This window comes from Streptomyces sp. NPDC006335 (genome assembly GCF_040612795.1).
GTDB lineage: Bacteria > Actinomycetota > Actinomycetes > Streptomycetales > Streptomycetaceae > Streptomyces.
Window position 1 is genome coordinate 59031 of record NZ_JBEXQX010000016.1, and the last position, 23305, is coordinate 82335.

The window sequence follows — 23305 nt, forward strand, 5'->3', positions numbered from 1 at the left end:
GGGGAACCTTCGACACCGCTCGCGGCGTTCATAGAGGTAGCTGTAGCTTCGTGCCCGTTACTTAACGAGGGAAGGGACTCCCAACAATGGCTGTAAGCCTGTCCAAGGGTGGCAACGTCTCGCTCACCAAGGAGGCTCCGGGCCTGACCGCCGTCACCGTGGGCCTCGGCTGGGACGTCCGCACCACCACCGGCACGGACTTCGACCTCGACGCCTCGGCGATCGCGGTCAACACGCAGGGCAAGGTCTACTCCGACGCCCACTTCGTGTTCTTCAACAACAAGCAGACCCCGGACAGCACCATCGTCCACACCGGTGACAACCGCACCGGCGAAGGCGCCGGCGACGACGAGGCGATCAACGTCAACCTGGCCGGCCTCCCGGCCGACATCGACAAGATCGTCTTCCCGGTCTCGATCTACGACGCGGAGAACCGCTCGCAGAACTTCGGCCAGGTCCGCAACGCCTACATCCGCATCGTCAACCAGGCCGGCGGCGCCGAGATCGCCCGCTACGACCTCTCCGAGGACGCGGCCACGGAGACGGCGATGGTCTTCGGCGAGCTGTACCGCAACGGCGCGGAGTGGAAGTTCCGCGCGGTGGGCCAGGGCTACGCGTCCGGCCTGGTCGGCATCGCCCAGGACTTCGGCGTCAACGTCTGACGTGTCGCCGCGCTGAGCTGAGCGGGAGCCCCCGGCCGTACCGGCCGGGGGCTCCGGCGTCAGGTCTGCGACACGAACGCGGTCCAGCTGGCCGGGGTGAAGGCCAGGCGGGGGCCGACGGTGTCGTTCTTGGAGTCACGGACGTGGACCGTGCGGGGTGCTACCGCGATCTCGACGCAGGAGTTGCCGTCATTGCCGCTGCTGTAGCTGCTCTTGAACCACGCCAGGTCGGAGACGTCCCCGGCAGCGGACTTACGGATCATGTTGCTCCCAGCAGTTGTTCGATGAGGACCAGCGACTCTCTTGGTGAGAGAGCCTGCGCGCGGATCGTGCCATACCGCAGTTCCAGGATGCGCAGCTGTTTCGGATCCGAGGTCGCGCGACCGTCGGAACGCCCAACCGCCGTGCCATCGGGAAACTTGAGCATCTCGATCTTTCCGTCCAGACCGGAGTGCACCTCGGAGTTCAGCGGCATCACCTGAAGCACGACGTTGTGCAACTGCCCCACCTCCAGCAGGTGTTCGAGCTGGCGTCGCCACACCATTGTGCCTCCGATGGGACGACGCAGGGCCGCCTCTTCCAGCACGAAATGGATGGACGGCGCCGGAACGCGATCGAAGACCGACTGCCGCGCGACCCGAGCGGTCACCATGCGCTCCACGTCGTCCGGCGAATAGGGCGGCTGCGCGGCGGAGATCACGGCCCGTGCATGCTCGGGTGTCTGCAACAGCCCATGGACGCTGTTGCACTCGTACACCCCGATCTCGACGGCCTGCCCCTCCAACTTGGCCAGCTCCCGCACCTTTTTGGGGTACCGGACCTTCTTGACGTCCTCCCAGGCCGCGGAGAGCAGCCCACCGGCCCCCAACACCTCGTCCGCCCTGTCCAGATACTCCTGCCGGGGAATCCGCTTGCCGCCCTCGATCTTGTAGACGAGGTCCTCGCCGTATCCCACCGCCTCTCCGAACTCCGCGGCCCGCATCCCCACGGCCTCGCGTCGCAGCTTCAGTTGCCTCCCGACCGTCGCGATGACCGCGACACCCCACTCGTCGTCCGGGTCGACCGTCTCGCCATCCACACTCATCCCGCGCCCCTACCCTTGCGACGACCTCCGACAGCCCGGACACGACCGGACAGCTTCCGGACAGTCACCGTACGTATCGACTCGATCACTGTTTACGGTAAGCGAGCGCCACCACGCTGAGTGACGTGAATCAAGAAACCGCCGTCATCAGGAACTTCAGCGTCCTGCTCTCCCCCACGCCCCGCGGGGCCCGCCTGGCCCGACTGCTGGCGACGGAGCAACTCCGTGAGTGGGGACTCCCGTTGCACCCCGCGGAGCACATCGTGGCGGAGCTGGCGGTGAACGCGGCCACGCACGGCCGGGTCCCGGGGCGGGACTTCCGCGTGACGCTGTACGTCGTCGGGGGCACCCTGCGCATCGAGGTCACGGACACCCGGGGTGACCGTCTGCCGCGCGCCGAACTCCCCGCACCGGACGCCGAGTCGGGCCGGGGCCTGGTCCTGGTGGACGCGCTCGCCGACCGCTGGGGCGTGGCCCCGGGCCCCCGTCCGCGCAAGACGGTGTGGGCGGAAATCGCCCTGTCACCGCATCCCGGAAACCCGTACATCGGTGGCGCGGGCGGCCTTTCCCAAAGAACCCTGGGAAGAAAGAACCCAGACCAAGCCCCACCTTTCCTCCCGCCTCGCGGCGCAGCTCACCCGGGCGAGTGAACATCGCCAACTCAGCTGGATTTCGCCCCGGTTGCCTGCCCTACAGTCGGCGCAACACAACCGCAGACATGCAACGGCCCTCGCTGGGACTGGCATCCCGATGCGAGGGCCTGACCACCAAGGAAGAAGAGACCTTCCCGGTGGCGCCCACCAAGGAAGAAAAGACCTTCCCGATGGACACCCAAAACCCTAGCGCGCCCTCGCGCGCCCGGTCCCGCAACGCGGGCAAAAACCACTCCCACGCGGGGGGCCTCGTTCACGAGAACGCCCGGCACACCACCCGCTTCACGGTCATCGGCAACCACCTCGCCCAGCACCCGGAGCTCTCGCTCGTAGCCAGAGGCCTGGCCCTGTACATCCAGTCCCTCCCCGCCGGTGCCCCCGTGGACATCAAGACGCTCGCGGCCCGCTTCCCGGAGGGCAGGGACCGTATCGCCGCCGCCCTGCGGGACCTGGAGACCCACGGCTACCTGCGCCGTAGCCGCGAACGCGTCTCCGGTGGCCGCATCGTCACCCGCACGATCTCCTGCAACCGGCCAGGTCACCGCGGCCGGGCCGGCGAGGACCAGGCCCCCGGGCCGCCGAAGAAACGGCAACCGGCCCGCAAGCGGCTCCTGCCCGCCGTACCGCAGCCCGGCTACCCGGCCCCCGCCCTCCTTCAGCGGGCCATCGACCTGCTCAGCACCCTGCGCCGCCACGACCCCCGCCTGCTCCTGTCGGCCACGGACACGGAACACCTGGCCCCCGGAGTCGCCGCCTGGCTGGAACGGGACCTGACCCCCACCGCCGTACGGGACGCCCTGACCGCGCGCCTCCCCATGGAACCGCTGCAACGCCCGGCGGCCCTCCTGGCCCACCGCCTCACCGCCCAGCTGCCACCCCCGCCCCCGATCCGGCCCCCGGCCCCACCCCCGGAAATCCGACACCCGCTCCAGACCTGCGACAGCTGCGACCGCGCCTTCCGCGCCCCCCGGCCGCTGCCGCGACTGCCGAGGCGATCTCCCGGGGGCCGCCTAGCATGGACGTGACGATTCTGGACCCTGGGCACAGACGAGGAGCGAGCGCCATGACCATCGCCCCGGACGACGCGCAGCAGAGCGCTTCCCACGTCTACCGAGCCATGCGAGACGTCGTTCAGTCCATGGACGACAACCTCCCCGGAAAATTCGAGATCACCAAGGAAGGAATCGTCCACGACATGATGTCGCCGGGGGGACCCCACGAAGTGACGGCAGCCCATATCAGCCGCCGTTTGGAGAGGGTCATGCCGGACGAGTTGCTGGCACACAACGGCACACCGGATGTGGAGAACGCACCAGAAGGAATCACACGTCACCCCGACGTCATGGTGATCGCATGGGACGACTTGGACGTCGAGGGTTCCATCGATCCACGCACCCTCATCGCCGCCATCGAGGTCGTCTCCCGCTCCAACCCCGACAACGACTGGGTCGGAAAGATGCGCGACTACCCCCTGATCGGCATCCCCATCTACGCGATCTTCGACCCGCGCAGCGCCACCGGCGCCGTCCTCACCGACATCCACTCCACCCCCGACGGACCGCGCTACGCGACCCGCAAGGATTTCGTCTACGGCGAGGACGTCACCATCGGCGACTGGACGATCCCGACGGACGGCCTGCCGCGCTACCAGGACTAGGGTGCTCCTTTCGGATCTTCCTCCGGAGGGTTCCAGGCGGCCGATAGAGTGCGCGCCGTGGGCATACCCGGTTGGTTCGTCTGGATCTTTCTCGTTCTGTTCTTATGGCAGGTCCTCGGTCTCTTCCCCGTCATTCATCGACTGCGGGAAGCCAACTCCGCGATGCGTTTCAAAGCGCGCCTTGACCTGCTGGAGGTCGCCGGCTCCCTGCTGCTCTTCGGCGGCAGCCTGTTGAGTTTCACGGTGGAGCGATCCTGGTTCTGGCTCGGCCTCGCAGGCTTCCCGCTCCTGACCGCTGTCTACGCCGTGAAGGGTGCCCACTGGCTCCGCGCCCGCCGCCACCCCACGGCCTGATCCAAACGACGGGGCCTGGGCGTCACAGTCGCTCAACTACTCTGCCCCGCATGCTCCTCACCCCCTCGACCTCACCCCCGACCACGACATCCCGGGCCCCCTCCTGACCGAGCTCACCGCTCTCTACGCCGCCAACCACGAGTTCTTCGCGCTCAGCGGTGACTTCCCGGACCCGGACGACATCCGGCCGGAGCAGGTGGCGGCGGCGCTGGCCGAGGAGCTCGCGCATCCGGACGCGGAGGTGCTGCTGGCGCGGAGCGAGGGCCGGCTGGTCGGCATCGCGATCACCCTCGCCCACCACCCCGACCCGGCCGACCCGGACCCGTGGATCGGGTTGCTGATGATCGACGCGGGCGTGCACCGGCAGGGCTACGGGCAGCAACTGGCGCGACTCGTCGAGAACCGCTTCCGGGAAGAGGGCCGCACCGCCGTACGCCTCGCCGTCCTCGACGGCAACGACCGCGCCCTCGCCTTTTGGACCGCCCTCGGCTACGAGGTCGTCGACCACCGCCCGGACCGCCAACACGCCCGCCCCTGCGCGGTGTTGTGCAAGAAGCTGTCAGCCGGTGGGGGCCGCGCGGAAGGCTGACGGCATCAGGGTTCCGTCGGCTTGCCGTCCCCGTACAGCCACTCCTCCCAGACCGGACCGAAGTCCTCGTCGGGGGCGAGGTCCTCGACGTACGACGTGAAGTCCTCGGTGTCGGCGTTGCCGTGGCGGTGGGTGGTGGCCCAGTCGCGCAGGAGGGCACGGAAGGCGGTGTCGCCGAGTCGCTGCCGGATCTTGTGGAGGACCATCGCGCCGCGCTGGTAGACGGGGCTGTCGGAGAGGTGCGCGGCGCCGGACGGCTTGCCGGGCGGGAAGTCCCAGAGGTCCTCGTGGTCGTCCTCGCCGTGGTCGTAGAGGGCGTCGAAGGTCTCCTGCGCGCTGTCTCCGCCGTGGTCCTCCGCCCACAGCCACTCGGCGTAGGTCGCGAAGCCCTCGTTGAGCCACATGTCCCGCCAGGTCCTCGGGGTGACCGAGTCGCCGTACCACTGGTGGGCGAGTTCGTGGACGAGGGTCCCGGTGTCGGGGGCGCCGGGGAAGTAGGGGCGGTTCTGGGTCTCCAGCGCGTACCCCGCGTCGCCCTGGCGGTCGACGATCGCGCCGGTGGACGAGAAGGGGTACGGGCCGAAGGTGTCCTGCGCCCACTTCAGCACCGCGGGGATCTGTGCCAGCACCTTCCGGCTCGCGTCGGCCTCCTCCGGGTCCACCGCGGTGTACACGGGCAGCCCGTCGGCGAGGGTGGAGGTGTGGATGTCGTAGTCGCCGATCGCGAGGGTGGCGAGGTAGCTCGCCATGGGTTCGGCGGTGTGCCAGGTGGTCGTCGTACGGCCGCCGCTGGTCCTGCTCTGCGTCAACTCGCCGTTGGAGACGGCACGGAGGCCCTCGGGCACGGTGATCGTGAGGTCGTAGGACGCCTTGTCGGACGGGTGGTGACTGCCGGGGAACCAGGCCATCGAGCCGGTCGGTTCGCCGAGGGCCACCGCGCCGTCCTCGGTGGGCAGCCAGCCCTCCTCCGAGCCGTCCGGATCGGTGATCGTCCGGGGGGTGCCGGAGTAGCGGACGGTCACGCGGAAGACGCGGCCCTCGTCGAGGTCGTCGTGCGGGCGTACGGTCAGCTCCTGGCCGGTGCGGTTCCAGCGGGCCGTGTCGCCGTCGACGGTGACCTTCTCGACGTCCAGGCCGTCGAGGTCGAGGTGGAACGCGGAGAGGTCCTGACCGGCGCGGGCGGTGAGGGTCGCCGTGCCCGAGAGCCGGTCGCCGTCCGGGTCGTAGGCGAGGTCGAGGTCGTAGTGGGTGACGTCGTAGCCGCCGTTGCCGGCCTTCGGGAAGTACGGGTCGCGCAGGCCAGGGGCGCCGGGGGTGCCGTGCACTCCCCCGTCGCACGCGACGAGGGTGCCCGCGAGGAGCAGGGCGAGGGCGGTGAGCGGCGCGGGTCGGGGCACCAGGTGATCCTATGAGAGGCCGCGTGACACCATCTCGTACGTGCTCGACATCGGCTACGCCCTCTCCAACCGCTTCCCGGACCCCCCGCAGACCGACTACCGCCGGGCGGACGTCCACGCGCTGCGGCACGACCTGTTCTGCGGGGACGTGTACCTCGCGGACACCAGGGAGGACCGGGAACTGTCCACAGCCTGGGGATGGGTGCCGGTGCTCGACTTCGCGTGGGCGCTGTGCGACATCGTGGAACGCCTCGACCGGGACCCGGCGGGCTCCCGCGCCTCCCGGCCCCAGCACGCCGAGCTCGACTTCACCGAGTCCACCGACCGCATGCTCTTCGAGCGCCGCTTCGGCTGGGTGGACATCGAGGCCGACTGGATGCCGGCCGAGGAACCCCCGCTCACCTTCTCCCACACGGATCTGCGCCGGGAGGCCCGCGACTTCCTGCACGACCTGATCGCGGATCTGACCGACCTGCACGACGACCTGGGCGAGAACCCGGCGATCTGGACGCTCCAGGCACGATTCCCGAGGGTGAAGTGACCACGGAAGCCACGGGCAGCGCCGACAGCACCGGCATCCCGATCGACGAGGGGCTGCTGCGGTCCCTGCTGCGGGAGCAGCACCCCGACCTCGCGGACCTGACGCTCGACCACGCGGCCCGCGGCTGGGACAACGAACTCTGGCGTCTCGGCGAGGACTTGGCGATACGGGTGCCCCGCACACCCCGCGCCCCGGACCTCCTCGTCAAGGAGCACCGCTGGCTGCCCGCCCTAGCCCCGCTCCTCCCGCTCCCCGTGCCGACGCCGGTCCGGCTCGGCCGGCCGTCCCCCCGCTTCCCCTCCCCCTGGAGCGTGGTCACCTGGGTCCCCGGCGACCCGGCCGACCGCGTCCCGGTGACCCGCGCCGACCACGCGGCCGACGCCCTCGCCGGCTTCCTGCGCGCCCTGCACCGCCCGGCTCCCACCGACGCCCCGGCGAACCCCGACCGGGGAGTGCCCCTCGCGACCCACGCGGCCGGGGTCGACAGGGCGCTGAGGACGATGGACCTGGGCGAGTTCGCACCGGACCTCGTCCGGCGGGTGTGGGAGGCGGGCCTCGCCGCCCCTGTCTGGCAGCAACCCGCGCTGTGGCTGCACGGCGACCTGCATCCCGCGAACGTCGTCACGGCGGACGGGACGCTCGCGGGCGTGATCGACTTCGGCGAACTGTGCGCCGGTGACCCGGCGACCGACCTCGCCGCCGCCTGGCTGCTCCTCCCGGACGGCGCAGCCCCCCGCTTCTTCACGTCCTACGGCACCGACGACCCGGCCCTCGTCCAACGCGCCCGCGCCTGGGCGGTCCGCAGCGCCTTCGGCCTCCTCAGCATCGGCCAGGCCGGCGAGAAGGGCCTGCCCGGAGGCAAACCGACCTGGGGACCGGCGGGAAGGGCGGCACTGCGGCGGGTACTGGCGGACGGCTGACCTGGTCCCTCACCGGACACGGGTGAGATCGTGCCGTCTCCGGCGCGAGTCCCGTCAGCTGGCCCTCCACCCCGGCGCGAGCCCCGTCAGCCCGACACCCGGGGCGAGTCCCGTCAGCCCTCCACCCGGCGCCAGCCCTGTCAGCCCTCCACCCGAATTCCCAGCTCCGCCGCCAACACCGGTGCCAGGTCGAGGAGTTGGGACGGGCTGATCAGCGCCCCCGCCAGTCGGTCCACGCCCCGGGCGATCTCCAGTGACGCGGCGCCGCGCAGGTCGACGTCCTTGAGGGTCACCGCCGTGAGGTCCGCGCCCTTCAAGGCGCAGTCGACGAACTCCACGCGCTCCAGGCGGGCCCCGCCGAAGTCCGGTTCCACCAGCACGCAGCTCTCGAAGACGACGTCCTTCAGGACGGCCGTGCGCAGATTCAGGTAGTCGATCTTGCCGCCCCGGATCACGACCCGCTCCAAGGCAGCGCCGTGCATCTGCACCCCGCCGAGGCGGGCGTCGATCAGCTCGACGTCACGCAGGGTCGACTCCGCGAGGTCGGTGCCCACGCCCCGTATGCCGGTGAGGACCGAGTCGAGGAAGCGGGCGTGGTGCAGCCGGGCCTCGTCCAGCGCGCAGCTTCTCAGCGCGCAGTCCATGAAGCGGGCCCCCGCCCCGTCCTGCCCCGCGAGGTCCGCCTCCAGGAACTCCAGGCCGTCGTAGTCCCCGTCCGGTTCCAGCTCCCCTCCCCCGTACGGCTCCAGCGGCGGCAGCCGCACCTCCGGCCGCCGCGCCCCCTTCACCCTGCTCGCGCCCGTCCCTCGACTCACCATGCCCCGCATCCTGCACCCCACCACTGACAACCCCCCTGACCTGCGCGGACAACCCCCATGTCACATTCCGGTGCCCTCGATCGGTCATACCGACGAAGCCACGACCACCGACCCCGAACAACCAGCGACCCCGAACCGACCCCGAACAGCAGAGGGAGACCCCAGCCATGCACCGCATCACCGTCATCGGCGGCGGCCTCGCCGGGCTCACCGCGGCGATCACCGCCGCCGAGGCGGGCGCCAAGGTCACCGTGTACGAGGCCCATCACACGCTCGGCGGCCGGGCCAGGACCGCCGAGGGGCCGTACCGCACGAACGACGGCCCGCACGCCCTCTACAACGGCGGCCCGCACTGGTCCTGGCTCCAGCAGCGCGATCTCATCGGACCGCTCGCCCCGCTCCCGCCCCTGGAGGCGGCCCGGCTGCGCCTGCGGCACAAGGGCGCACTCCGCCGCACCCCGCCCTTCGCGATGCTCAAGCTGCTGCGCCGCGGCGCCCAACAGGCGCCGGTCGACGTGGACTTCATGTCGTGGGCCACCGCTCAGGCCGGCGAGGAGGGCGCCCGCGCCGCCGCCCACTACTCCGCCGTCGCCCTCTTCCACCACGACCCGGGCGCCCTGTCCGCCGCGTTCGTGCAGGAACGGCTCCGGCGCGCCACCAAGCTGCCGCCCGAGGCGCACTACCCGCGCGGCGGCTGGGCCGCGGTCGTCGACCGGATGGCCGCCCGCGCCTGGAACCTGGGCGTCCGGATGGAGACCCTGTCCCGTGTCGACGCCCTGCCCACCGACACCCCCGTCGTCGTCGCCACCTCCCTCGACGCGGCCCGCCGCCTCCTTCACGACGACTCGCTGACCTGGCCGAGCGGCCGTACGACCCTCCTCGACCTCGCCCTGCGCACCCGGCGCGGCGACGCCTTCGCCGTCTCCGACCTCGACTCCCCCGGCTGGCTCGAACGGTTCACCGCCCAGGACCGCACCCTGGCACCCGCGGGCGAGCAGCTCCTCCAGGGGCAGATCCCGATCGCCCCGCACGAGTCCAAGGCCGACGGGGTCGCGCGCGCGGAGGAGCTGCTGGACCTCGCCTTCGACGGCTGGCGCGAGCGCGTCACCTGGCGGCGGGAGTCCGTCGCGAACGGCCGTACGGGAGCCGTCGACCTGCCCGGCACCAGCTGGCGCGACCGGCCCGCCATCGACCGGGGCGACGGCGTCTACCTCGCGGGCGACCAGGTCGCGGCGCCCGGGGTGCTCTCGGAGGTCTCCTTCAACAGCGCGCTCACCGCCGTGTCGCTGGCCCTGGGCCGCAACGCCCTTGACCTCAAGCACGCTTGAGGTCGGAGAGTGGGCGCACACCGACACACGGGAGGGTTCCGCCCATGCACGCCATCCGCCTGCACGCCTTCGGCCCCGCCGAGAACCTCACGTACGAGCGGACCGAGGACCCGGTACCGGGCCCCGGCCAGGTCCGTATCGCCGTACGAGCGGCCGGAGTCCACCTCCTGGACACCGCCCTGCGCGAGGGTCACCAGGGACCGCTGCCCGAGCCGACCGTCCTGCCCACCGTCCCCGGCCGTGAGGTCGCCGGCACGGTCGAGTCCCTCGGCGAGGGCGTCGCCGGGCTCTGGCTCGGCAAGCGGGTGGTCGCCCACCTCGGTTTCGCCCCCGGAGGCTACGCCGAACTCGCCGTCACCGATGTCGACCGCGTCCACGAGATCCCCGCGAACCTCGACTTCGCCCAGGCCGTCGCCATGATCGGCACGGGCCGTACGGCCATGGGGATCGTCCAGTTCGCCGAGCTCGGCCCCAGCTCCGTGGTCGTGATCCCGGCGGCGGCCGGAGGCATCGGCACCCTGCTCGTGCAGTACGCGAAGAACGCCGGGGCGACCGTCATCGGCCTCGCGGGCGGATCGGCGAAGACGGCACGGGTGCAGGCCAACGGAGCCGACCTCGCCGTCGACTACACGGACCCCGCGTGGCCGGACAAGGTCCGCGCCTTCCTCGGCGGCCGGCCCGCCACGGTCGTCTTCGACGGCGTGGGCGGCGAGATCGCCCGCGAGTCCGTCGGCCTCCTCGGCGACCAGGGCCGGCACATCGTCTTCGGCTGGTCCGGCGAGGGCATCCACGACGGCCGGCCGTACCTCGTCGAGGGCGTCTCCGAGCAGGTCCTCGGACCCGTCATGGCGCGGAAGGCGGGTGGGCCCGACCCGATCCGCACCCTCGAACTGCGCGCCCTCACCGAAGCCGCAGCGGGCCGCCTCACCCCCGCCGTACAGCGCTTCCCGCTCGCCGAGGCGGCCGCCGCGCACCGGGCGCTGGAGACGCGCGGCACCACCGGAAAGGTGGTCCTTGAGCCCTGACGCCCGGGAGGGGTCAGTGCCGCCCGGCGACCCGGTCCGCCCACCGCGCCAGCCGCGACGACTGCGCGCTGTGGCTCGTCGACTCCCGCCGGTCCGCCGTGCGGTAGGTGGCGTACATGCCCTGCACGCCCAGCCAGCGCAGCGGTTCCGGCTCCCACTTGCGCACCCTGTGGCCGACCCACGGCAGTTCGGTGAGCTCGGTCCGGCCGCCCTGCCCGGAGTCCTGTTGGACCAGGTCCCGCAGGGTCCGGGCGGCCAGGTTGGCGGTGGCGACGCCCGAGCCGACGTACCCGCCCGCCCAGCCGATCCCCGTCGAACGGTCCAGGGTCACCGACGCGCACCAGTCGCGCGGCACACCGAGGACACCCGACCAGGCGTGCTCGATCCGCGTTCCGGCCAGCATCGGGAAGAAGCCCACGAGGATCTCCCGCAGCGCCTCGACCGTCTCGGCGCGCGTCCGCCCGTCGTTGTCGGTGCGCGACCCGAAGCGGTACGGCACTCCGCGCCCGCCCAGCGCGATCCGCCCGTCGGCGGTGCGCTGCGCGTACATGTAGGCGTGCGCCATGTCGCCCAGCGTCTGGCGCCCCTCCCAGCCGATCGCCGCCCACTGCTCGCCGGTGAGCGGTTCGGTGGCGATCATCGAGGAGTTCATGGGCAGCCAGGTCCGCTTCTGGCCCTTCAGCGCGGCGGTGAAACCCTCGGTGCAGCGCAGCACATAGGGCGCGCGGACGGTGCCGTACGGCGTGAGAGCGTGCTTGGGCCGGATCTCCGTCACCGGCGTCTGCTCGTGGATGACCACGCCCAGGGACTCGACGGCCGCCGCGAGCCCCTTCACCAGCTTCACCGGATGCACCCGCGCCCCGTGCGGCGTCCACGACGAGCCGACCGCGTCCGCGACCCGGATCCGCTCGGCCGTCTCCCGGGCGCCGTACAGCTCCCGGTCCTTCTCGCCGTACGACAGCTCGTGCTCGTGGAAGGCCCGCAGCCGCGCCAACTGCGCGGGTGTACGGGCGACTTCGAGGACGCCTCCCTTGTGGAGCCCGGCGTCGAAGCCCTCTTCGGCGACGGTACGGACGACCTCGTCGACGGTGTCGTTCATGGCCTTCTGGAGGCGTACGGCGGCCTCGTGGCCGTGCAGTCGCGCGTACCGGTCGCGGCCCGCGACGCCGTTGTAGAGCCAGCCGCCGTTGCGCCCGGAGGCGCCGTAGCCGCAGAACTTCTGCTCCAGGACGGTGATCCGCAGGAAGGGCACCGCCTTCTTCAGGTAGTACGCCGTCCACAGTCCGGTGTACCCGCCGCCGACGATCACGACGTCCGCCGAGGCGTCACCGCCGAGCGGCTCCCGCGCCCCGGGGAAGCCGTCGTCCGCGTACCAGAAGGAGATGCCGCCGTTCACGGCCCCGCTGCTCATGGCCTGGGACGTTAACCCGCCGGCACACCCGCTGTCTGCTTCGGATTCCGTGCTTTCTCCCGCCCCGCGACCAGCGGACCGCACCCGAACCCGATCAGCACCGAGGTGAAGTGCCCCAGATCGGTGAAGGTCCGCCCGGTCACCAGGGGCACCGCGTACACGACGAGGACCGCGAAGCCGTACACGTACCGCCAGGGCTCCGGAATCCGGTACACGAGCACGGCGATCACGCCGGCCAGCGCGTAACTCACCCCGATGTCGAGCGTGTTGACCGCGGAGGCGGGCGCCATCCCGTGCCGGATCCCCCACAGCAGCGCGCCCTCGCTGATCAGCGTGGCCAGGACGTGCGCCGCCGCGCACACCGCCAGCCAGCGCGAAGTACCCAGCCAGCGCTCCGCCGGCGCGTGGAAGAGGGAGTAGAGCACGACGTACGGCAGCCAGTGCCCGCTGTCGATCCACATCGCGCTGGAGACCAGCACCCGCACCGGATTGCTCGACAGCTCACGGATGTTGGTCGAGCGCTGCCGCAGGAACTCCTCCTCGAACTCCGGCGACATGTGGTGCAACGCCACCGTCGTCACGAAGAGGACCGCCAGCCACACATGGGTGCCGGGGGCGCTGCGGACGTACGCCCACACCCTGTGGACACCCCGGTTAATTCGCATGAGTCGATTCACGCACGCCGGTAGGGTCCGGCACGTGATCGACATCCCGCAGGAACTGGCGGCGACACAGGAGCTTTACAACGGCGACCGGGGCCGGGAGTTCATCGCCGGACTGCCGACGCTGATCGAGGACTTCCTGGAACGCTGGGAACTCACACCGGACGGCCCGCCGATGCACGGGGTCGCCGCCCTGGTCCTGCCGGTCGTCCGCCGCGAGGACGGCACCCGGGCCGCCCTCAAGCTGCAACTCCTCGACGAGGAGAGCGCCGGCGAACCCGTCGCCCTGCGCCTGTGGCACGGCGACGGGGCGGTCCGCCTCCTCGACCACGACCCGGTCACCCACACCATGCTCCTGGAGCGCCTCGACTCCGCCCGCATGCTGTCCACCCTGCCCGGCACCCGGGACGCGGTCCTGGTCATCGCCCGTCTGCTGGCCCACCTGACCGCACAGCCCGCCCCCGCCGGAATGCGCCGGCTCGACGACATCGCGCGCACCATGCTGGACCGGACCCCCGAAGCCCTCGAACGCATCCCGGACCCGCGGACCCGCCGTACCGTCGCCGACTGCGCGGCCGCCGTACGCGAGGTCGCCGACGAACCCGGCGACCGGCTCCTGCACTGGGACCTGCACGACGAGAACGTCCTCGCCTCCGAGCGCGCCCCCTGGCTCGCCATCGACCCCAAACCCCTCGCCGGGGACCCCGGGTTCGAACTGTGGCCCGCCCTCGACAACCGCTACGAGCCCGACGAGGTCCTCTGGCGCTTCGACGCCATGACCGACGTCCTCGGCCTGGACCGCGCACGCGCGCGTGCCTGGACCCTGGGACGCCTCCTCCAGAACGCCCTCTGGGACATCGAGGACGGCCGCCCCCTCGAACCCCGCCAACTCGACATCGCCCACCGCCTGCGCACCCCCCGGAGCCGACAGCCGTGATCCGCCCCGCCACCCCCGCCGACATCCCCGCCCTCCACACCCTGATCCGCGAACTCGCCGACTACGAAAAGGCCCTGGAGGAAGCCTCGGCGACCGAGGACCAACTCCACGAAGCCCTCTTCGGCCCCCATCCCGCCGCCTACGCCCACGTGGCCACCGACTCCACCGACACGGTCGTCGGCTACGCGATCTGGTTCCTCAACTTCTCCACCTGGCGCGGCGTCCACGGCATCTACCTGGAAGACCTCTACGTCCGCCCCACCGCCCGCGGCGGCGGCCACGGCAAGGCCCTGCTCACCGAACTCGCCCGCATCTGCGTCGAACGCGGCTACCAGCGCCTCGAATGGTCCGTCCTGAACTGGAACACCCCCGCCATCGACTTCTACGAGTCCCTCGGCGCCCGCCCACAGGACGAGTGGACGGTGTACCGCCTCACCGACGAAGCCCTCGTCAAGGCGTCCGGCACCGCGTGACCACCCCCGCCTTCGTCCCCGGCCTCGAACTGGCCCGCCGCTTCTACACCGAAGCGGTGGGCCCCCTGCTCGCGCAGGCCGCGCCCGGCATCCCGCACTCCGCCACCCGCATCGGCCCCGGCTCCGAAGTCCTCGGCTACGACACCCCGCGCTCCGCCGACCACGAGTGGGGCCCGCGCCTCCAGCTCTTCCTCCGCCCCCAGGACGCCTCCCGCCACGCGGCCCGGATCGGCCGCGTCCTCGCCGAACGCCTCCCGAAGACCTTCCACGGCTTCCCCACCCACTTCGCACCCACCGGCGAGACCCGCGACATCCGCGTCATGCGCGCCACCGACGGCCCCGTCCACCACCGCGTCGAGATCACCCACGTCTCCGCCTGGTTCACCGACACCCTCGGCTTCGACCCGACCACCGGGATCACCCCGGCCGACTGGCTCCGCACCCCCACCCAAAGCCTCGCCGAGGTCACCGCCGGAGCCGTCTTCCACGACGGCCTGCACGCCCTCACCCCGTTGCGCGCCGCCCTGCGCTGGTACCCCCTCGACCTGTGGCGGTACGTCCTGGCCTGCCAGTGGCAGCGCATCGCCCACGAGGAGGCCTTCGTCGGCCGCTGCGCAGAGGTCGGCGACGAACTCGGCGCGACCGTCGTCGCCGCCCGCCTGGCCCGCCACCTGATGCGCCTGTGCCTCCTCATGGACCGCCGCTACCCCCCGTACGGCAAATGGCTCGGCACCGCCTTCGCCCGCACCACCGCGGGCGACCGCCTCACCCCGGTCCTCACCGCCGCCCTCACGGCCACCGACCACCACGAACGCGAACACCGTCTCGCCACCGCCTACGAGACGGTCGCCGCCCTGCACAACCAGCTCGGCCTCACGGACCCGATCGACCCCACGACGAGGCCGTACCACTCCCGCCCCTTCCGCGTCCTGCGCGCGGACCGCTTCGCACAGGCCCTGCTGTCCGGTGTCACGGACCCGGCGATCCGGGAACTGCCGCTGCCGGGACCACCGGACACCGAACCGGAGAACGCGCCACAGCCATGAAGCGCCTCCACACGCCTCACCAACTGATCGCGGCCGCCACCGGACGGTGGTCACTGCCCGTGGCCGGCAGCACCCAGGAACGCTCCGGCTCCACCCCACGCACCAGGATCTGATCGATCCGCGCCACCGGGAACGCCGCCGGCCAGGTGAAGCCGAAACCGTCCCCGGCCCTGTCCTGGACCGAGTGCAGCCGCGAGGTGAGACCGGCGAAAACACGGTCGTCCGTGGTGCCGTTCAAGTCCCCCAGCAGCACCACCCGACCGCTCCGCTCGGCGGCCACGGCCCTCGCGAGCGCCTTCGCGTTGCGGTCCCGGCTGTCCGTCCAGAACCCGGCCCGGGGCATCACCCGCACGGACCCCAGGTGAGCCACGTACACCACCAGCGGGCCCCGGTCCGTCGCCACCGTGGCACGCAGCGCCCGATTGGAGGGCAGCTTGTCGGCCGCCGACTTCGTGGCCCCCAGCGGCCCGGCGTCCTGCGCGGTGTCGACCACCCGGGTGTCCGACAACGGCAGCCTGCTCCACAGCCCGACCGTGCCCAGCACCACGTGGTACGGATACGCCCCCGCCAAAGCCTTCTCGTACACCGGCACCGCCCGCGTAGTGATCTCCTCAAGCCCCAGCACGTCCGCCCCCGACGCGGCCAGGTCACGCGCCGTACCGATGGGGTCGGAGTTGCCGGCGCCCACATTGTGGCCGACCACGACGAGATCACCGCCCGAGCGGGACTTGTCGCCGAGCAGCCCCCCGAAGAGGCTCAGCCACACGATGACCGGCAGCAGCAGCGCGACCACCGCGGACGCGGACCGACGCCACAACGCCCCCGCCAGCAGCACCGGCACGAACAGACCGAACCACGGCAGGAACGTCTCCACCAGGCTGCCGAGACCGCCGTAGTCCGGGATCCCCGCGTGCAGCAGCATGACCAGACCGAGCAGCAGCGCCAGCGCGGCCAGCACCGGGCCCCGCCTCCACAGGCCAGGGCGGAGGCCGGCGCGAACGATCCGGCGGACGGGCCCCTCCTGCCCGGCGTCCGCCGTGTCCGCCGTGTCCACGCGCGCCTGGTCACGCTCACCACCGGTCACTGTGTTGCTCACTACGTCGTCCTCGGGTCCTGAGTGGGGTCGGCACACATCCACCACCAGTGAAAGCAGCGCGATGTTGCCGGCACGTATGCGGTTTTCGATACGCCCGCGATATGCGCCCGCTCGTAGCATCGAGGACATGCGTGTGCTGATCGTCGAGGACGAGCTCTACATGGCGGAAGCCATCCGCGACGGCCTGCGCCTGGAAGCGATCGCGGCCGACATCGCGGGCGACGGCGGCACCGCCCTGGAACTGCTGAGCATCAACACCTACGACATCGCCGTCCTCGACCGGGACATCCCCGGACCCTCCGGCGACGAGATCGCCCAACGCATCATCGCCTCCGGCAGCGGCATGCCCATCCTCATGCTCACCGCCGCCGACCGCCTCGACGACAAGGCCTCCGGCTTCGGGATCGGCGCCGACGACTACCTCACCAAACCCTTCGAACTCCAGGAACTCGCCCTGCGACTCCGCGCGCTCGACCGCAGACGCGCCCACAGCAGACCTCCCGTCCGCGAGATCGCCGGCCTGCGCCTCGACCCGTTCCGCCGAGAGGTCTACCGCGACGGCCGCTACGTCGCCCTCACCAGGAAACAGTTCGCCGTACTGGAAGTCCTCGTCGCCGCCGAGGGCGGAGTCGTCAGCGCCGAGGAACTCCTGGAACGCGCCTGGGACGAGAACGCCGACCCCTTCACCAACGCCGTCCGCATCACCGTCTCCGCCCTGCGCAAGCGCCTCGGCGAACCCTGGATCATCGCCACCGTCGCCGGCGTCGGATACCGCATCGACACCCAGTCGGGGACCGGACACGAGGGAGCGGACCGTGGATAGAGCGCCCGGCCTGAGCGTCCGCCTCAAACTCGCCCTCAGCTACGCCGGGTTCCTCATGCTCGCCAGCGTCCTGGCCCTGTCCGCCGTGGGGGTGTACTTCCTGCGGAACGGGCAGTTCAGATACAACGAGACCGGGGCGATGCAGGCGACCCCGGGCACCTTCTTCGTGAAGGGCTTCGCCCCGACGGCAGCCGCGGTCATGGCGTTCCTGCTGGTGTTCGGCCTCCTGGGCGGCTGGATCCTCGCCGGCCGCATGCTCGCCCCCCTGACCCGCATCACGGACGCCACCCGCACCGCCGCGACCGGCTCCCTCTCCCACCGGATCCGGCTGCCCGGCCGCAAGGACGAGTTCCGCGAACTCGCCGACGCCTTCGACGGGATGCTCGCCCGCCTCGAAGCCCACGTCGCCGAACAGCGCAGATTCGCGGCCAACGCCTCCCACGAACTGCGCACCCCGCTCGCGATCTCCAAGGCCCTCATCGACGTGGCCCGCACCGACCCCGGCCAGGACACCGGCGAAGTCCTCGACCGCCTCCACACCGTCAACACCCGGGCCATCGACCTCACCGAGGCACTGCTCCTGGTCAGCCGTACCGAACAGCGGTCCTTCACGCGGGAACCCGTCGACCTGTCCCTGCTGGCGGAGGAAGCCACCGAAAACCTCCTCCCCCTCGCGGAGAAGAACGGCGTCACCCTCGAGACCTGCGGCGACATCGCCCCGACGACCGGTTCCGAGGCTCTCCTGCTGCAACTGACCACGAACCTCGTCCACAACGCGATCGTCCACAACCTGCCCGACCGGGGCACGGTCCGGGTCACCACGGGCGTGCGCCCCACAACGGTGATCCTCACGGTCGAGAACACCGGCGACCGGCTCACCCCGGAACTGATCTCGACCCTCGCCGAACCCTTCCGGCGCGGCACCGAACGCATCCACACCGACCACGCGGGCGTCGGCCTGGGCCTCGCCATCGTCAAGACCATCACCCAGGCCCACGACGGCACCCTGAGCCTCGCCCCACGCCCCGACGGCGGCCTGCGCGTCACCGTGGAACTACCGGCGACGGCCCCCTCCACCCACAACAAAAGCCCAGGTCAGAGGTGATCCGACCTGGGCTTCCAGAGAGCCCCCTGTCGGATTCGAACCGACGACCTACGCATTACAAGTGCGTTGCTCTGGCCAGCTGAGCTAAGGAGGCGCCCGTGCAGTGTACCCAGGTCACCAGGGCGCCCCGTCGAAAATTTCCGCGAAGTTCACAGTCCGCCAGGTACTGACAGACGGGTGAACGCCAGGTACCGTCCTGACCCAGTCCACCTGCGTGGACTACACCACCACCTTCCTACAACGGATCGTCCGGCACGTTCCTGCCGGTAGAAGGGGGCCTCTGAGCCATGGCCACTGTTTCGTTCGACAAGGCGACCCGCATTTACCCGGGTTCCACGAAGCCCGCCGTCGACGGTCTCGACATCCACATCGAGGACGGCGAGTTCCTCGTCCTGGTCGGCCCGTCCGGCTGTGGCAAGTCCACCTCGCTCCGCATGCTGGCGGGGCTCGAGGACGTCAACGGCGGCGCCATCCGCATCGGTGACCGCGACGTCACGCACCTGCCGCCGAAGGACCGGGACATCGCCATGGTGTTCCAGAACTACGCGCTCTACCCGCACATGACGGTCGCCGACAACATGGGCTTCGCGCTCAAGATCGCCGGCGTCAACAAGGCGGAGATCCGGCAGAAGGTCGAGGAGGCCGCGAAGATCCTCGACCTCACGGAGTACCTGGACCGCAAGCCGAAGGCCCTCTCCGGTGGTCAGCGCCAGCGTGTCGCGATGGGCCGCGCCATCGTGCGTGAGCCCCAGGTCTTCCTCATGGACGAGCCGCTGTCGAACCTGGACGCCAAGCTCCGTGTGTCGACGCGTACGCAGATCGCCTCGCTCCAGCGCCGCCTCGGCATCACCACCGTCTACGTCACCCACGACCAGGTCGAGGCCATGACGATGGGCGACCGCGTGGCCGTGCTCAAGGACGGTCTGCTCCAGCAGGTCGACTCCCCGCGCAACATGTACGACCGCCCGGCGAACCTCTTCGTCGCCGGCTTCATCGGCTCCCCGGCGATGAACCTCGTCGAGGTCCCGATCACCGACGGCGGTGTGAAGTTCGGCAACAGCGTGGTGCCCGTCAACCGCGAGGCCCTCAAGGCCGCCTCCGACAAGGGTGACACCACCGTCACCGTCGGCGTCCGCCCCGAGCACTTCGACGTGGTCGAGCACGGCGGTGCCGCCGCCACGGCCCTCTCCAAGGACACCGAGGACGCCCCGGCCGGTCTCGCGGTCTCCGTGAACGTCGTCGAGGAGCTCGGCGCCGACGGTTACGTCTACGGCTCCGCCAAGGTCGACGGCGAGCTGAAGGACCTGGTCGTCCGTGTCAGCGGCCGCGCGGTCCCGGAGAAGGGCGCCACGCTGCACGTCGTGCCGCGTCCGGGCGAGACCCACGTGTTCTCGACCTCGACGGGCGAGCGCCTCTCCGACTGAGGACGAACAGCAGCAAAACACCCAGGTTGACGAGAAGGGCCCCGCAGCGCGTCTGCGGGGCCCTTTCCGTGCCGGGAGACTGTCGCCGGATACCCCGGCACACCGGTCATTTCGAGCAGTGTGCGTCAACGCCCTACCCAAAAAACGGCACCGTCTCATCCCCCGAACCGGTGACTAAATGTCGCCAAATCATTACCGCACGCTACCCTCACACGCGTGAAGCACTCCACTTACCAACAGACGCGACGCGGCCGGGGCCCCGCCCGCCGTATCGGCCGCTCCCTCGCCCTTGTCCTGCCGGTCGTCCTGGTGCTCTCCGGGACCCTCGCGGTCACCCGAGTCAACTGGTCGGGGGATCCCTCGAGCTCCTCGGTGCTCACCGCCTCGGACGCGACGGTCTCGGACAGCAAGCCGCGCAGCGCGCGCCTCGCCCCGCAGGACGCCCTGCGCGACCAGCTCCTGACCGAGCTCCAGGAGAAGAACCCGGGCATCGCCCTCACGCACCTCCAGGAGGCCGTGAACGAGCGTCCGTCGCTCGCCGAGCACTGCGCGTCCATCGCGAGGGCCCTGGGCCGCGCCGCGGTCCGTGTGTACGGCCCCACGCGCGCGCAGTCCTACGCCCGCCCCGTCTGCGACACGTCGTTCGCGACGGGTGTGGCCGCGGCACACGGCTGACCCCGCGAGAGGGGACGCCGACCGAGGTCGGGGAAGGGGCGCGCCGTACAGTTTCGGGCATGACCGATCCGAACGCCGCGTCCCGTCCGACCCAGGCCGTGATCCTGGCCGGCGGCCAGGGCTCCCGGCTGCGCCCCTACACCGACGACCGGCCCAAGCCGATGGTCGAGATCCCCGGTACGGGGACTCCGATCATCGGCCATCAGCTTGTCTGGCTCGCCGAGGAAGGCGTGACGGACGTGGTGGTGAGCTGCGGGCATCTCGCCGAGGTGCTGCAGGACTGGCTGCGGACGGCCGACCTCCCGGTGCGCGTCCAGACGGTGATAGAGACGGAACCCCTCGGCCGGGGTGGCGGGCTGAAGTACGCGGCGGCGCGTCTGCCGCACCCGGACCGGGCCTGGTTCGCGACGAACGGTGACATCTGGACCCGGTTCTCGCTGCGGGACATGGCGGACTTCCACACCGAGCGCGACGCGGTGGCGACGGTCGCGCTGGCGCGCCCGCGGATCCCGTGGGGTGCCGTGCAGACCGACGGGTTCGGGCACATCACGGACTTCATAGAGGCACCCCCGTCGACGTTCGAGATCAACGCCGGGGTGTACGTGTTCTCGCCCGGTTTCACCGACCTGCTGCCGGAGCGGGGGGACCACGAGCGGACCACGTTCCCCACGCTGGCGCGTGAGCTGCGGCTCGCCGGGTTCCCGATTCCGCAGGGCGCGTACTGGCGGGCCATCGACACGGCGAAGGACCTGACGGAGGCGGCGAGGGAACTGGCGGCACTCGGCCGGTAGCAGGCGTACGTCGACGCCGGAGCGGCGCGAAAAGGTCCCGCACCTCGACAGGTGCGGGACCTTTTCGTGGGCCCGTGTCTCTCAGCCGGTGGGGTTGCCCAGTACGTCGCCCACCGGCCCGCCTACCCCAACAGGCCGCCCACCAGGCCCGGTTCGCCGGAGGAGGAACCTCCGGTGCCGGAGCCGCCCGTCGATCCGCCGGAGGTGCTGGTGCCGCCGGTCGGGCCCGCGGTGGTGCTGGGGGCCTCCTGCTGGGCCGGGGAGGACTGCTGGGGCGAGGTCCGGCCCGTGGTGCCCTGGGTCTGGCTGGGCGAGCCGCCGGTGGCGGTGCCGGTGTCGCGGGTGGCGCCGGGGGCCGCCGAGGCGCCGACGGACGGGCCGCTGGTGGCGCCGTGGCTGGGCCGGGTGGACGCCGAGGGCTTCTTCTTGTGGGCCCTGGCGGAGTCCTGCGGGAGCGGGGAGCCGGGCAGCTCGTTGCGGGGGGCCTCGCCGGGGCCGGGGACGATGATCCGGTCGGCGTCCCGGACGGCGCCGCCGAGGACGGAGCCGATCAGGAGGGTGATGCCGGTGACGATGGCCGTGATGAGGGCGCCGCGGCGCAGGACGAAGCGGCGCAGCTCCCAGATGTCGGAGTGGGGTCCGAGGCGGCGCCAGGCGTTGCCCGCGAGGCGGCCGTCGATGGAGTAGACGGGGGCGCCGGCGATGATCAGCGGGGACCAGGCGGCGAGGTAGATGATGTCGGGGGTGTCGTAGGCGGGGACGCTCTTCCAGCTCACGGTGACGAGGAGCGCGGCGGACAGGCCGGCGCCGACCACCGCGGCGACGCGCTGCCAGCAGCCCAGGATCGTGAGGACGCCCACGATGACCTGGAGGAAGGCGATGACGAGGCCGGAGCCGACGGGGTGCTGGAGGGCGAACTGGCGTAGTGGTTCGGCGACTTCCCACGGGTGCAGGGTGTTGAGCCACTTGACCATGGAGCCGCGTTTGCCGCCGTCGAAGTAGACGGGGTCGCAGAGCTTGCCCATGCCGGCGTAGATGGAGATGAAGCCGAGGAAGATCCGGAGCGGGAGGAGGACGACGCCGAGGTTCATCCGGCGGCCGGGGTAGTACGCGTGCCGCGCGGCTTCGTCGCCCTGTCGCTTCGTGGCGCGGTCGGCGCGGGCCTCGTCGAAGCCGTCGTCGAACTCCTCGCCCTGGTAGGCGGGTTCGTCGTAGGCGCTGCCCACCGTGCGCATGTGGGGCAGGAGTCGGGTGCCGTCGCCCTCGGGGGTGCGCTGGGCGCCGACGACCGGGGTCTCCATGGTCTGGGCCAACTCGTCGCCGTAGTCGGCCTGGTAGCCGTGGTCGACGTCGACGCGAGGGATGACCTGGGTGGCTCCGGCGTCGGCGGCGGGCGGCTCGGCGTGGCCGACGCTGCCGCCCCGCACGGCCTGCAACAGGCGGTGGGCGCCGGTGTCGTCGGGGGCGGACTTGCCGCTCCACACGACGGGCCGACGGCGCCCCGCGGCGGGGGCCGCGCCGGTTCTGCCCGCCGTGGCGCCGACGACCGGAATGCGCGCGGTGTCCTCGGCGGCGCTCAAATGCCGTGCGATCCGCTGGGATTGGGCGGTGCGCCGCGTCGACGCGCCCAACTGGACGCGGAAGCTGGCGTGGTTGACGATGATCTGCGCCGGATCGCTCGGCACCTTCACCATGCTCAGCGCGGGAGCGTCATCGAACCCGGTATCGAATCCCGACGAGCGGCCCCCCGTGGGTGTGCGGGGTGTTCTGGTGTCCACACTCATCTAACCGAGTGACGTGTGGTTAGGACACTGCTTTGACTCGCCGGATCTGT

General features: G+C 71.2%; 25 protein-coding genes, 1 tRNA gene and 1 pseudogene. 18 read left to right on the forward strand and 9 right to left on the reverse strand.

Features of this window, described 5'->3' with window-relative positions:
* Positions 1–86 precede the first annotated feature (86 nt).
* Positions 87–662, forward strand: a complete 576-nt coding sequence (locus ABZ098_RS33945) for a TerD family protein (RefSeq protein WP_037709701.1) — start codon at positions 87–89, stop codon at positions 660–662.
* Positions 663–721: 59 nt separating this feature from the next.
* On the opposite strand, the gene ABZ098_RS33950 is transcribed toward ABZ098_RS33945, so the two are convergent.
* The gene (locus ABZ098_RS33950) at positions 722–925 is read right to left on the reverse strand and encodes a DUF397 domain-containing protein (protein WP_356597579.1); all 204 of its coding nucleotides are present in this window, start codon (positions 923–925) and stop codon (positions 722–724) included.
* Positions 922–1746 carry a helix-turn-helix transcriptional regulator gene (locus ABZ098_RS33955; protein ID WP_356597580.1) on the reverse strand — a complete coding sequence of 275 codons (825 nt, stop codon included), beginning with the start codon at positions 1744–1746 and terminating at the stop codon, positions 922–924. Before ABZ098_RS33955 ends, ABZ098_RS33950 begins: the two co-directional genes overlap by 4 nt.
* A gap of 125 nt (positions 1747–1871) precedes the next feature.
* On the opposite strand from ABZ098_RS33955, the gene ABZ098_RS33960 reads away from it, so the two are divergent.
* The 5 genes and pseudogenes from ABZ098_RS33960 to ABZ098_RS33980 all read left to right on the forward strand — a co-directional run bounded on the left by ABZ098_RS33960 (position 1872) and on the right by ABZ098_RS33980 (position 4999).
* Entirely contained in the window at positions 1872–2396 is a 525-nt protein-coding gene (locus tag ABZ098_RS33960; protein ID WP_356597581.1) for an ATP-binding protein, read from the forward strand.
* A 173-nt stretch (positions 2397–2569) separates the two neighbouring features.
* A pseudogene (locus tag ABZ098_RS33965) lies at positions 2570–3413 on the forward strand (helix-turn-helix domain-containing protein).
* Positions 3414–3462: 49 nt separating this feature from the next.
* Entirely contained in the window at positions 3463–4056 is a 594-nt protein-coding gene (locus ABZ098_RS33970; protein ID WP_356597582.1) for a Uma2 family endonuclease, read from the forward strand.
* A gap of 57 nt (positions 4057–4113) precedes the next feature.
* Positions 4114–4410 (forward strand): hypothetical protein, encoded by a 297-nt coding sequence (locus tag ABZ098_RS33975; RefSeq protein ID WP_356597583.1) that lies wholly within the window; start codon positions 4114–4116, stop codon positions 4408–4410.
* Complete coding sequence (locus ABZ098_RS33980; protein ID WP_356597584.1) at positions 4370–4999, forward strand: GNAT family N-acetyltransferase; 630 nt, start codon at positions 4370–4372, stop codon at positions 4997–4999. Before ABZ098_RS33975 ends, ABZ098_RS33980 begins: the two co-directional genes overlap by 41 nt.
* Before the next feature lie 5 nt (positions 5000–5004).
* On the opposite strand, the gene ABZ098_RS33985 is transcribed toward ABZ098_RS33980, so the two are convergent.
* Positions 5005–6396: a M1 family metallopeptidase gene (locus ABZ098_RS33985; protein WP_356597585.1), complete on the reverse strand. Its 1392-nt coding sequence runs from the start codon at positions 6394–6396 to the stop codon at positions 5005–5007.
* Positions 6397–6436: 40 nt separating this feature from the next.
* On the opposite strand from ABZ098_RS33985, the gene ABZ098_RS33990 reads away from it, so the two are divergent.
* Together ABZ098_RS33990 and ABZ098_RS33995 are read left to right on the forward strand one after the other, a co-directional pair.
* A complete protein-coding gene (locus ABZ098_RS33990) occupies positions 6437–6937 on the forward strand; it encodes a hypothetical protein (protein WP_356597586.1) in 501 nt (166 codons plus the stop codon).
* Entirely contained in the window at positions 6934–7857 is a 924-nt protein-coding gene (locus ABZ098_RS33995) for an aminoglycoside phosphotransferase family protein (protein ID WP_356597587.1), read from the forward strand. Before ABZ098_RS33990 ends, ABZ098_RS33995 begins: the two co-directional genes overlap by 4 nt.
* A gap of 140 nt (positions 7858–7997) precedes the next feature.
* On the opposite strand, the gene ABZ098_RS34000 is transcribed toward ABZ098_RS33995, so the two are convergent.
* Positions 7998–8675: a pentapeptide repeat-containing protein gene (locus ABZ098_RS34000; protein ID WP_356597588.1), complete on the reverse strand. Its 678-nt coding sequence runs from the start codon at positions 8673–8675 to the stop codon at positions 7998–8000.
* Between the two features lie 167 nt (positions 8676–8842).
* Here ABZ098_RS34000 and ABZ098_RS34005 point away from each other — a divergent pair, with 167 nt between their 5' ends.
* Positions 8843–10003: an FAD-dependent oxidoreductase gene (locus tag ABZ098_RS34005; protein WP_356597589.1), complete on the forward strand. Its 1161-nt coding sequence runs from the start codon at positions 8843–8845 to the stop codon at positions 10001–10003.
* Positions 10004–10047: 44 nt separating this feature from the next.
* Entirely contained in the window at positions 10048–11028 is a 981-nt protein-coding gene (locus ABZ098_RS34010; RefSeq protein ID WP_356597590.1) for a zinc-binding dehydrogenase, read from the forward strand.
* A 13-nt stretch (positions 11029–11041) separates the two neighbouring features.
* Here ABZ098_RS34010 and ABZ098_RS34015 read toward each other — a convergent pair whose 3' ends face one another.
* Positions 11042–12439, reverse strand: coding sequence for an FAD-binding oxidoreductase (locus ABZ098_RS34015; protein ID WP_356597591.1), 1398 nt, complete (start codon positions 12437–12439; stop codon positions 11042–11044).
* Positions 12440–12450: 11 nt separating this feature from the next.
* On the reverse strand, positions 12451–13104 hold the full coding sequence (locus ABZ098_RS34020; RefSeq protein WP_356597592.1) for a rhomboid-like protein: 654 nt from the start codon (positions 13102–13104) through the stop codon (positions 12451–12453).
* A 34-nt stretch (positions 13105–13138) separates the two neighbouring features.
* Between ABZ098_RS34020 and ABZ098_RS34025 the strand changes: the two genes are divergently transcribed.
* Genes ABZ098_RS34025 through ABZ098_RS34035 form a run of 3 tightly spaced genes read left to right on the forward strand, consistent with a single transcriptional unit; the run spans position 13139 to position 15557 of the window.
* The gene (locus ABZ098_RS34025; protein WP_356597593.1) at positions 13139–14038 is read left to right on the forward strand and encodes an aminoglycoside phosphotransferase family protein; all 900 of its coding nucleotides are present in this window, start codon (positions 13139–13141) and stop codon (positions 14036–14038) included.
* Complete coding sequence (locus ABZ098_RS34030; protein WP_356597594.1) at positions 14035–14511, forward strand: GNAT family N-acetyltransferase; 477 nt, start codon at positions 14035–14037, stop codon at positions 14509–14511. Before ABZ098_RS34025 ends, ABZ098_RS34030 begins: the two co-directional genes overlap by 4 nt.
* Positions 14508–15557: a DUF4037 domain-containing protein gene (locus ABZ098_RS34035; RefSeq protein ID WP_356597595.1), complete on the forward strand. Its 1050-nt coding sequence runs from the start codon at positions 14508–14510 to the stop codon at positions 15555–15557. Before ABZ098_RS34030 ends, ABZ098_RS34035 begins: the two co-directional genes overlap by 4 nt.
* A gap of 16 nt (positions 15558–15573) precedes the next feature.
* Here ABZ098_RS34035 and ABZ098_RS34040 read toward each other — a convergent pair whose 3' ends face one another.
* Positions 15574–16560 (reverse strand): endonuclease/exonuclease/phosphatase family protein, encoded by a 987-nt coding sequence (locus ABZ098_RS34040; protein ID WP_356597706.1) that lies wholly within the window; start codon positions 16558–16560, stop codon positions 15574–15576.
* Between the two features lie 220 nt (positions 16561–16780).
* Between ABZ098_RS34040 and ABZ098_RS34045 the strand changes: the two genes are divergently transcribed.
* Both ABZ098_RS34045 and ABZ098_RS34050 read left to right on the forward strand, forming a co-directional pair.
* The gene (locus ABZ098_RS34045; protein ID WP_356597596.1) at positions 16781–17476 is read left to right on the forward strand and encodes a response regulator transcription factor; all 696 of its coding nucleotides are present in this window, start codon (positions 16781–16783) and stop codon (positions 17474–17476) included.
* Positions 17469–18581 carry a HAMP domain-containing sensor histidine kinase gene (locus ABZ098_RS34050; protein ID WP_356597597.1) on the forward strand — a complete coding sequence of 371 codons (1113 nt, stop codon included), beginning with the start codon at positions 17469–17471 and terminating at the stop codon, positions 18579–18581. Before ABZ098_RS34045 ends, ABZ098_RS34050 begins: the two co-directional genes overlap by 8 nt.
* 20 nt (positions 18582–18601) lie before the next feature.
* On the opposite strand, the gene ABZ098_RS34055 is transcribed toward ABZ098_RS34050, so the two are convergent.
* A tRNA-Thr gene (locus ABZ098_RS34055) sits at positions 18602–18675 on the reverse strand.
* A gap of 193 nt (positions 18676–18868) precedes the next feature.
* Here ABZ098_RS34055 and ugpC point away from each other — a divergent pair.
* The 3 genes from ugpC to ABZ098_RS34070 all read left to right on the forward strand — a co-directional run bounded on the left by ugpC (position 18869) and on the right by ABZ098_RS34070 (position 21471).
* Positions 18869–20005: a sn-glycerol-3-phosphate ABC transporter ATP-binding protein UgpC gene (gene ugpC, locus ABZ098_RS34060; RefSeq protein WP_356597598.1), complete on the forward strand. Its 1137-nt coding sequence runs from the start codon at positions 18869–18871 to the stop codon at positions 20003–20005.
* A 216-nt stretch (positions 20006–20221) separates the two neighbouring features.
* A complete protein-coding gene (locus tag ABZ098_RS34065; RefSeq protein WP_356597599.1) occupies positions 20222–20680 on the forward strand; it encodes a hypothetical protein in 459 nt (152 codons plus the stop codon).
* 59 nt (positions 20681–20739) lie between these two features.
* Positions 20740–21471 (forward strand): nucleotidyltransferase family protein, encoded by a 732-nt coding sequence (locus ABZ098_RS34070; RefSeq protein WP_356597600.1) that lies wholly within the window; start codon positions 20740–20742, stop codon positions 21469–21471.
* Between the two features lie 122 nt (positions 21472–21593).
* Here ABZ098_RS34070 and ABZ098_RS34075 read toward each other — a convergent pair whose 3' ends face one another.
* Positions 21594–23255, reverse strand: coding sequence for a DoxX family protein (locus tag ABZ098_RS34075; protein WP_356597601.1), 1662 nt, complete (start codon positions 23253–23255; stop codon positions 21594–21596).
* Positions 23256–23305: the final 50 nt, after the last annotated feature.

Bases quoted from the DNA above. Each gene is read 5' to 3' on its own strand.
- ABZ098_RS33945 (WP_037709701.1), top strand. From the start codon at position 87: ATGGCTGTAAGCCTGTCCAAGGGTGGCAACGTCTCGCTCACCAAGGAG.
- ABZ098_RS33950 (WP_356597579.1), bottom strand. From the start codon at position 925: ATGATCCGTAAGTCCGCTGCCGGGGACGTCTCCGACCTGGCGTGGTTC.
- ABZ098_RS33955 (WP_356597580.1), bottom strand. From the start codon at position 1,746: ATGAGTGTGGATGGCGAGACGGTCGACCCGGACGACGAGTGGGGTGTC.
- ABZ098_RS33970 (WP_356597582.1), top strand. From the start codon at position 3,463: ATGACCATCGCCCCGGACGACGCGCAGCAGAGCGCTTCCCACGTCTAC.
- ABZ098_RS34000 (WP_356597588.1), bottom strand. From the start codon at position 8,675: ATGGTGAGTCGAGGGACGGGCGCGAGCAGGGTGAAGGGGGCGCGGCGG.
- ABZ098_RS34005 (WP_356597589.1), top strand. From the start codon at position 8,843: ATGCACCGCATCACCGTCATCGGCGGCGGCCTCGCCGGGCTCACCGCG.
- ABZ098_RS34010 (WP_356597590.1), top strand. From the start codon at position 10,048: ATGCACGCCATCCGCCTGCACGCCTTCGGCCCCGCCGAGAACCTCACG.
- ABZ098_RS34015 (WP_356597591.1), bottom strand. From the start codon at position 12,439: ATGAGCAGCGGGGCCGTGAACGGCGGCATCTCCTTCTGGTACGCGGAC.
- ABZ098_RS34020 (WP_356597592.1), bottom strand. From the start codon at position 13,104: ATGCGAATTAACCGGGGTGTCCACAGGGTGTGGGCGTACGTCCGCAGC.
- ABZ098_RS34045 (WP_356597596.1), top strand. From the start codon at position 16,781: ATGCGTGTGCTGATCGTCGAGGACGAGCTCTACATGGCGGAAGCCATC.
- ugpC (WP_356597598.1), top strand. From the start codon at position 18,869: ATGGCCACTGTTTCGTTCGACAAGGCGACCCGCATTTACCCGGGTTCC.
- ABZ098_RS34070 (WP_356597600.1), top strand. From the start codon at position 20,740: ATGACCGATCCGAACGCCGCGTCCCGTCCGACCCAGGCCGTGATCCTG.
- ABZ098_RS34075 (WP_356597601.1), bottom strand. From the start codon at position 23,255: ATGAGTGTGGACACCAGAACACCCCGCACACCCACGGGGGGCCGCTCG.